The organism is Brevundimonas sp. (assembly GCF_035626975.1).
GTDB lineage: Bacteria > Pseudomonadota > Alphaproteobacteria > Caulobacterales > Caulobacteraceae > Brevundimonas.
In genome coordinates this window covers 111340-120106 of the sequence record NZ_DASPMQ010000061.1, presented here as the reverse complement: position 1 = coordinate 120106, position 8767 = coordinate 111340, and the positions used below count along the sequence as shown (strand labels likewise).

5 protein-coding genes and 1 pseudogene are annotated in these 8767 nt (G+C 71.3%); 2 read left to right on the top strand and 4 right to left on the bottom strand.

The genetic code is table 11. The features are described from left to right. From VEB62_RS16670 to VEB62_RS16655, 4 genes and pseudogenes are all read right to left on the bottom strand, one after another. Positions 1-3713: pseudogene (locus tag VEB62_RS16670) on the bottom strand (hypothetical protein); the annotation flags it as partial. A 311-nt stretch (positions 3714-4024) separates the two neighbouring features. Then, positions 4025-4528 carry a hypothetical protein gene (locus VEB62_RS16665; protein ID WP_324802346.1) on the bottom strand — a complete coding sequence of 168 codons (504 nt, stop codon included), beginning with the start codon at positions 4526-4528 and terminating at the stop codon, positions 4025-4027. Beyond that, on the bottom strand, positions 4525-4866 hold the full coding sequence (locus VEB62_RS16660) for a helix-turn-helix transcriptional regulator (protein ID WP_324802343.1): 342 nt from the start codon (positions 4864-4866) through the stop codon (positions 4525-4527). Before VEB62_RS16660 ends, VEB62_RS16665 begins: the two co-directional genes overlap by 4 nt. 139 nt (positions 4867-5005) lie before the next feature. Then, positions 5006-6304 (bottom strand): hypothetical protein, encoded by a 1299-nt coding sequence (locus VEB62_RS16655; RefSeq protein ID WP_324802340.1) that lies wholly within the window; start codon positions 6302-6304, stop codon positions 5006-5008. Positions 6305-6681: 377 nt separating this feature from the next. Here VEB62_RS16655 and VEB62_RS16650 point away from each other — a divergent pair, with 377 nt between their 5' ends. Further along, positions 6682-8094 carry a ParB/RepB/Spo0J family partition protein gene (locus VEB62_RS16650; protein ID WP_324802337.1) on the top strand — a complete coding sequence of 471 codons (1413 nt, stop codon included), beginning with the start codon at positions 6682-6684 and terminating at the stop codon, positions 8092-8094. Positions 8095-8270: 176 nt separating this feature from the next. After that, the gene (locus VEB62_RS16645) at positions 8271-8627 is read left to right on the top strand and encodes a hypothetical protein (protein WP_324802334.1); all 357 of its coding nucleotides are present in this window, start codon (positions 8271-8273) and stop codon (positions 8625-8627) included. The last annotated feature ends 140 nt before the right edge of the window (positions 8628-8767 follow it).

The window sequence follows — 8767 nt, the reverse complement described above, 5'->3', positions numbered from 1 at the left end:
TGGTTGTTGACCCCGCCCGAGCCGCCCCACAGCACGTCGTCGCCGCCGCCGCCGACCAGCACGTCGGAGCCGATCCCGCCCATCAGCACATTGGCGCCGGCGTCGCCGTACATCACGTCGTTGAAGTTGGAGCCGATGGCGTTCTCGATCGAACCATAGGTGTCCGTGGCCCCGTCGCCGTCGTTGGTGGCCCGCTGCAGGTCGAGCCGCACCACCACCCGGGCCGCGGCCAGGGTGTAGTCGGCCGTGTCGATCCCCAGGCCGCCGTTGAGCGTATCGACGCCGCCGCGGCCGCGCAGGGCGTCGTTCCCCGCCCCGCCGGTGAGAACGTTGGCCAGGGCGTTGCCCGTGCCGGTGAAGGCGCCGCTCCCGCCGAAGATCAGGTGCTCGACGTGGTTGGCCAGGGTGTAGACCGCGATGCGGGCCTCGACGGTGTCGGTTCCCTGTCCCGCCACCTCGACGATGCTGTCGAGCGTTTCGAGCACATAGGTGTCGTCGCCCAGTCCGCCCTGCAGGGTGTTGCCCGCGCCCGTTCCGCCCCACAGGATGTCGTTGCCGCCGAAGCCGAGCAGGGTGTCGGCCCCGAGCCCGCCCCTCAGGGTGTCGCCCAGCGTCCCGCCGATCAGGGTGTCGTTGAAAGCCGAGCCGGTCAGCGCCTCGATCGAGCTGAAGGTGTCGGTCCCGCCGTCGCCGTCGTTGGTGGCCCGCTGGGTGTCCAGACGGGCCGTGACCCCGGCGGCGGCGGCGGAATAGTCCGCCGTGTCGATCCCCGCGTCGCCGGTCAGGACGTCCGCGCCGCCGCGGCCGCGCAGGATGTCGTCGCCGTCGCCGCCCGTTAGGCTGTTGTTCGCCCCTGAACCGCCGAGGCTGTCCCCGAACCTCGATCCGACCAGGTTCTCGATGCCGAAAAGGCTGTCCGTACCGCCATGGCCGTCGTCGGCGGCCGTCCCCGCGGCCAGGTCGGCCGTGACGCCGCTCGCGGCGGCGCCGTAGTCCGCGACGTCCGAGCCCGCCCCGCCGTTGAGAACGTCGTGGCCCGCGCCGCCGTCGAGGATGTCGTCGCCCGCGCCGCCGCTCATCTGGTTGATGGCGGCATTGCCGGTCAGGATGTCGTTGCCCGACGCGCCGTCGAGGTTAGGCGCCGTCCCGGCCGTCAGGCTGTCCGCCCCCGCGCTGCCCAGCAGCCAGAGCGGACCGACGCCGTAGTCCCTGATGTTGGCCGCCGTGAGCTGATCGGCGGAAACGCTCTGCAGCCGCACTACTGACACCCACTCGTCGAATTCCCAGCCGAAGCCCCGCTGGATCACCGTATCGGCGCCGTCCGTGATGATCCGTAGCTGACCGTCCTCGTAGGCCCCGCTCCGGTAGTCCAGCAGTTCGGTGAAATCGAGTACGTCCTCGGCCTCGAAGTCGCGGACCAGGATTTCGCCGTTCGTACCGCTCCTCACAACCAGACGGTCGGCGCCGGCTCCAAGGGTGAGGTCGAGGTCGCGTCCTTCGTAGTTCGCGGCCCGAACGACGTCGGCGTCGGCGCCGGCGTCGACCACGGTTTCCTGGCCGGCAAAGACCGTGATCTGGTCAACGCCAGCGCCGCCCAGGATCGTGCCCCTATTCGCCTCGCCCCCGAGATAGGTGATCTGATCGTCGCCCGCGCCGCCGTCCAGCAGGATGTCCGCGCCCGCGTCGAACGCCGCGGAGCGGAAGGCCGTGATGTCGTCGTTGCCGTCCTCGCCGTAGAAGCGGTCCGACATGCCGGCGTCGTCGCCCAAGGTGTCCGCCCCGGCCCCGCCGTGCACGATGTCAGAGCCATAGGAGCTCAGCACCCGATCATCGCCGGCGCCGCCGTTGATGACGTCGTCGCCGCGGTCGCCGCGCAGCCGGTCATCGCCATCCAGGCCGTTGATGACGTCGGCGCCTATGCCGCCCTGGATCGAGTCGACGCCCGTCGTCCCGGTGTAGGTCTGGCCGGCGGGCTGCGCGCCGTCGCCGGCGTAACCGCCGAGGTTCCACGCGGTCAGCGACGAGGCCACCATGTCCTTGAACAGCACCAGGGGTTCCCAGGTCCCGGCGCCGGTGCGGTTCAGCTCAAGCGCAACGTCGCCGCCGATCGTCATCAGCCGCAGGAAACCGTCGGCGAACGGATTGGTCGAGCCATCCCAGCCGTTGAACCGGCTGATCAGGAAGTCGAGGATGTCCAGGCGGTCGCCGCCGGCGCCGGCCTGGAAGTCGGTGATCGTGATGTTCCGGTTGTCGTCGAGGTAGTCGAGCCTCACCACATCGCCGCCCGCGCCGAGCGTCAGGATGGCGCCATCCGTCTTGCGCAGGCTGATCGTGTCGGCGCCGATGCCTGCGTCGACCGTCGCCGTCCCGACACCCACGATCGTGATCCGGTCATCGCCGTCACCAGCATGGGCGGTGACCTGGGCGACCGCGCCGTCGAGGAAGTCCATATGGATCTGGTCGGCGCCATCGCCGCCCCAGATCTCTGCATGGCCGTCGATGCCGGCCTCGAGGGTGACCTGCAGTTGATCGTCGCCGGCCTCGCCGTACAGGGCGTCGCGCTGGTCGCCGCCGATGGAGTCGTCGCCTTCGCCGCCGAACACCTCGTCCGCGCCGGCGCCTCCGTTCAGGTAGTCGGAGCCGAGGCCGCCCTCGAGGCGGTCATCGCCCGCCAGACCCAGTAGGCTGTCGTCACCATCGAGACCTTGGAGGATGTCCGCGCCGATTGTGCCACTCAGGTTGTCGCGGGCCGGCGTGCCGACGATCGTCTGACCCGGCGGCGGCGGCGAGCCCGGTGCCCAGCCGCCGAGGTTGAAAGCGGTGAAGTCGCCGAGAGTGGTGTTGCGGAAGTCGACCAGGCTTTCCCAGCTGTCGCCGCCGCCGTCGCGGTCGATCTGCAGCAGGGTGTCCGCCCCGGATTGAGCCAGGCGCAGGTGACCACTGTCGAAGGGGTTGTCCTGATCCCAGCCCGTCAGCACGCCCGTCAGCCAGTCGAGGATGACCAGGCGATCGCCGGCCCCGCCGGTCTGGAAGTCGCGCACGATCGCCGCTTCGCGGATCGCCGTCGTGCCGAGGTTCACGAATTTGATGCTGTCCTGCCCCGCGCCCAGCGTCAGGTCCGCGCCCGCGACCCGCCAGAGCTTGACGGTATCGTCACCGTCGCCGGCGTCGACCACCGCGCCGCCCAGGGCGAAGGAAAGCGAGATGTCATCGTTGCCCGCGCCGCCGAAGACGGTCGCGGTGATCTTCCGATTGTCCCATTGCTCCGTGACGCGGATGTCGTCGTTACCGGCGCCACCGTCCAGAACCGCGACGGTCTCACCCTCGGCGCTGCCGACCGACCGCAACACCTCCAGCCAGTCGTCACCATCGCCGCCGAACAGCTGGTCGTCGCCGGCGCGGTCGTCGTACAGGCTGTCGCGGCCGTCGCCGCCGACCATCACGTCGTCGCCGTCGCCGCCGCGCAGCACATCGTCGCCGAGACCGCCGATCAGGTAGTCATCGCCCGCGACGCCGTAGAGGGTGTCGTCGCCGCCGGCGCCGTCGATGACGTCCGCACCCGTGCCGCCGTGCAGGGTCTCGCCCGAGGCCGTGCCCGTGGCGGTGACCGGCGGCTGCGGCGGCGGCGCCGGAACGGCGCTCGCCCCGGTCTTGGCAGCGCCTGCATGGATCGCCAGCGCCGGCGCGCTGGCGCGATAATCGATGACCCGCATTACTTCCCCCGACACTCAACGGGGAAACGAAAGACCCCCACTATTCACGTCAGGCTAGCAAAGGCGGCACAACTCCGAAATAGCCAAGCTGGGTGAAGCTGCCGGAAAGCGCCCCCCTCGCCTGCCGCGCGAATTCTGGAACTTGATCCGGTGTGGGGTCAGCGCATCGGCGCCCGGGCGGCGCTTCTCATGCCCGAATGCGGACACTGCCAACCGCCGCGTTGAGTCAAAGGCGGTCTTGATTGCATGATCTCGGCGAAGGTCGCCAGGCGTTGAAAGCGGTCACCTGCTGGTGCCGGCCACGCACGTTCTTAGCCTAGCCGTTGGTGAGTGATCACCACAGCCGCCGCGGCGAAAAGGGCCCCGCGCGCATCCTCGCTCTCCCAGGGTCGTCGCGGCTTCGGCAGCCGGTGGCGAAAGGCCTCCAGGTGCCTGGCCACCGCCTCGGCGATTTCGCGACGGGTTCGCGCCTGGACCTCGGCGAAGGCCTCGCGGACCTCGGCGCGGCTGTAGATCGCGGTCTCGACGCCGCGAGCATCGGCGGCGCCCATGACGGCCGCGCAGAGGTCGGCGATGCGTCGCGCGCGCCGGGTGGTGTGGCGATCGTGGGCCTCGAGCACCAGCGCCTCGGGCGCGAAGCGGTCGAGCAGCCGCTCGAGGCGGCGGAGGCAGCTGGCGTTCTTGTCGACCCCCGCCGACACCAGGCCCCAGTCGATCGGGATGAACGGGCCTTCGAACAGCACCCAGCCGAAGCCGCGGGCAGTCGGATGGAAGCCGAGCACCCGCTCCCCCCTCGTCGCCGCGGAGACGCTCATACGATGTCGGGGTTAGGCACGCGGCCGACCATCTCGCCCAGCAGGACGCGCTTGCGCGCCGCGCCGGCGTCGGCGCGGTCGCCCAGCTGCCGGTCGAGGCGGGCGGCGTGGCGCATGACCACGTCGTGGTTCTCTTCGAACAGGTCGGGGAACAGTTCGGCGACGCGGACGCCGAACACCGCCTCGCAGCGGATGGCGAACCGCAGGCTCGGCCGGCCGAGGCCGAGCTCAAGCCGGGACACCACGCTGCGCGAGGCGTGGCCGAGCAGCAGGGCGAGCTCGCGCTGGGACAGCGCCCATCGCTTGCGATGCAGGCTGAGATAGTTGCGGTGAGACATAGGCGGGGCGTTAGGTGAGCGATCGGGTGACGATCGTTCCATCATCATTCCCTGAACGACCGGCCCGCCGTAGACGGCGGATCGCCCCGTCCGGCGACCGCCGCCGGCCGGGGCCGCGGCCCCTGGCGGCGTCGACGCTTCAGGCGGTCGACCGGTCAGGCGAAAGGCCGTAGCGGGCGGCGAGCGCCTCGACCTTGCCGCGTTCGCTCGCCGGGACGACGAAGACGCCGTTGGATTTGGTCGTCGTCAGCTTGAGGCGGTCGCGCAGCCGCCAGCCGACCCAGCGCGGGCTGGCCGGCGTCTGGCTCTCGGCGCCGAACCGGTTGAACGCCTCGGTCACGGCCGAGACCGTGACGCGGCCTCCGGCGGGGTCGGCGAACCGATCGGCGAGCGCCTGGACCAGCCGCCCGTCGGGCGAGGCGGCCCGTTCGGCGCTCAGCCGCCGCTGCTCGCGCGCCATCTCGTCGTGGACGCGGGCGCGCAGCGCCGGATCCTCCATCAGCGAGAGCAGCGACAGGGCTGTCTGGTTGAGCCGCGGCTCGACGCCGGGGGCGCGGCGGCTCGGGTCGGGACGCACCGCGCCTCGCTGCGTCAACCGCCAGGCGAGCAGCGCGTTGCGCAGGTCGAGCGCCTCGGCCTGCAGCTCCGGCGGCGACTGGATCGGAATGTCGGCGCGCAGCGGCCGCTGTCCCGTCTCCTCGGTCAGGAAGCGGCTCTCCAGCGCCCGGTCCGCGAAGCTGTGGCGCATGCCCACCAGCTTGGGCCCGTAGACGCGGAAGGCGCGTGGATTGAGCTCCTTGTGCCGGTTGCTCATGGTGCGCAGCACCGGCAGGCCGGCGGCGTTGCCGTTGTTGAGGATCTTGCTGAGCGGCGCGGTGGCGTCCGAGAAGCGGAAGTCGGCCTCGTCGAGCACCAGGGTGCCGCCGAAGGCGTCGAGCACATGGAAGATCGGCGACACCGTCGAGGCGCCCGAGGCGAAGAACGGCTTGTAGCAGAGCGCGCCGATGACGGTCAGCGCGCGCGTCTTGCCGGTGCCGTAGTCGCCGCGCAGCCGCAGGTACGGCAGTTCGTTGAAGGCGTCGTAGACCCAGCTCAGCAGCACATAGTGGGCGGCGATCGCCTCGAACACCGGCGACAGATCGACGTAGCGGTGCAGGAAGGCCTGCACCTGGGCGACGAGGGCCGCCTGGGTGGTGAACGTCCCGACGGCGGAGGGCAGCAGCACGCAGCCGGTGGCGATCAGATTGTTGTCGGCGGCGTAAGGCACGAGCCGCTCGCCATCGGCGAGCTCGAGCGCGTCGTGGACGGCGATCGTCCCGTCCGCATCCGCGATCGCCAGGGCCGTGGCGCGCCGGTCCGGATCGTAGAGCAGCTCGACCAGCCGCCCGTCGGGCAGAACGCGCGAGACGGTCGGCGTCGGTCCGGAGTGGTCGCTCATGACCTTCAGCCTACGCCCCGCGGGGCGTGCGGAAAGACGGTCGGCGGGCGCGAGGAGAGTCTTTCGAGACAGGCCCCTTTCAGTATAGCGCGGCGCGCCTGGCCGCTTCCGGCCAGCTGGGGATGGCGGGCCTTCCCTTGGCGGCCGCGCGGCCGCGTCGTTCGCAAGGGCTAAGGGACTCCGTCCCTCGCGCGGGCCAGGGTGCGCGGCTGCGCCGCCGGACCGCGGGGTGTCCCCGGTCTTCCTCCGCTGCGCTCCGTGCAGACCGGGTGATCCCCCTCCCCGCGGTCCGCCCTGGCCCTTGCTACCCCTGGTCTCGCCGACGGGCAGGGGAGCAGGCGGAACCCCGCCTGCTCCCCAACCCTAGGAGAAGAGCCATGACTGCCGCTTTCGAGACCATCCCCGCCACCGAAGCCGGAGCCCCCGAGCATGGGGCCGTCGTCTTCATCCCGCTCAACCGGCTCAAGAAGTCGCCGCGCAATGCGCGCAAGACGCCGCACAGCGCCGCCGACATCGAGGCGCTGGCGGCCAGCACCCGCGAGAAAGGCATTCTGCAGCCGCCCGTGGTCGAGCCGGAGCTCGGGCCGGACGGCCAGCCGACCGGCTATTACCTCGTCACCATCGGCGAGGGCCGCCGCCTGTCACAGCTGCTGCGCGCCAAGCGCAAGCAGATCAAAAGGACCCAGCCGATCCGCTGCGTCATCGACACCGCCCACGACGCCTTCGAGATCAGCCTCGACGAGAACGTCACCCGCTTCGCCATGCACCCCGCCGACCAGTTCGAGGCCTTCCGCGATCTCGCCGAGAGCAAGGGCTGGAGCGCCGAGGAGATCGGGGCGCGCTTCGGCGTCTCCCCCGCTCTGGTGCGGCGGCGCATGCGGCTCGGGGCGGTCAGCCCGGCCTTGATGGCGGCCTACCGGACCGAAGACCTGACCCTCGACCAGCTTATGGCCTTCGCGGTCAGCGAGGACCACGCCCGGCAGGAACAGGTGTTCGCCGACCTGTCCTGGAACCGCTCGCCGGTGTTCATCCGCCGCATGATGACCGAGCATGAGGTCGAGGCCGCCGACCGCCGCGCCCGTTACCTCGGGGTCGAGGCCTATGAGGCGGCGGGCGGGCGCGTCCGCCGCGACCTGTTCAGCGAGGACGGACAGGGCTGGTTCGAGGACGCCGCCCTGCTCGACCGGCTCGCCCTCGACAGGCTGGCCAACGAGGCCGAGGCGGTGCGCGCCGCCGAGGGCTGGCTTTGGGCGGAGGGGCGGCTCGACTTCCCCCACGACCACGGCTGCCGGCGGGTCTATCCGCGCGTGGTCGAGCCCGACGTGGAGACGCAGGCCCGGCTCGACGTCCTCGCCGAGGAATACGACGCCATCGTCGCCAGCTGTGGAGAGGATGAGGTTCTCAGCGAGGCACAGGACGCGCGCCTGACGGTCATCGACGCGGAACTGGCGGCGGCCCGGCCCGAGCGCTACGACCCCGACGCCGTGGCGCGCGGCGGCCTGTTCGTCGTTCTCGGTCAGGACGGGCCGCGCATCGAGCGCGGCTTCATCCGGCCGGAGGACGAGGCGCAAGCGGACCCGGAGACGGAGCCGAACGTCGGAGACCATCCGGACGGCGACGTCGGGAATGAAGGCGACGCGCACGGCGATGACACCGTCGATCGGACCGAAACCCGCAAGACCCTGTCCGAACGGCTGGTCGCCGACCTCACCGCCCACCGCACGGCGGCGCTGCGCGACGCCTTGGCCGAGCAGCCGCGCATGGCCTTCCTCGCCGCCCTGCACGCCTGACCCTGCAGACCTTCTATCGCGGCGGCGAAACCTGCCTCGACCTGCGGGTTTCCAGCCTCGCTCTGGAGGGTCATGCAGAAGGTCTGGCGGAGACGGCGGCGGGGCGCTCGCTGGAGGCGCGGCACGCCCTGTGGGCGGGTCAGCTTCCCGATGATCCCGAGGCCCTGCTGGCGACCTTGCAGGCCCTGCCCGACGAGGGACGGCTGGCGCTGTTCGCCCACGTCGTCTCGCTGGGCGTCAACGCGGTGCAGCGCGTCGGAACCTCGCGGCGCGCCCTGGCCCACGCCGGGGTCTTGGCCGATCTCGTCGACCTCGACATGCGCCGCTACTGGACCGCCACCGCGTCCAGCTACCTCGCCCGCGTCACCAAGGCCCTGATCGCCCAGGCCGTGGCCGAGGGCGTCTCGCCCGAGGCGGCGGGACAGCTGACCAGCCTCGACAAGGGGAGCATGGCCGCCAAGGCGGAAGAGCTCCTCTCCGGCACGGGCTGGCTGCCGCCGGTGCTGCGTCGGTCCGGGGCCGCTCCGGCGTAACCGGGGTGGGAGGGCCGTCGCCGAAGGCGGCCCTCCCCTGCTCCGGGCGGCCCCGCACAAGGCGAACGCCCGCCGTGCGCATCGGGCGCGCCCGGGCTCCAATGTCCTTGCCGGTCTGGCGTCCTCTCCCCAGCCGCGAC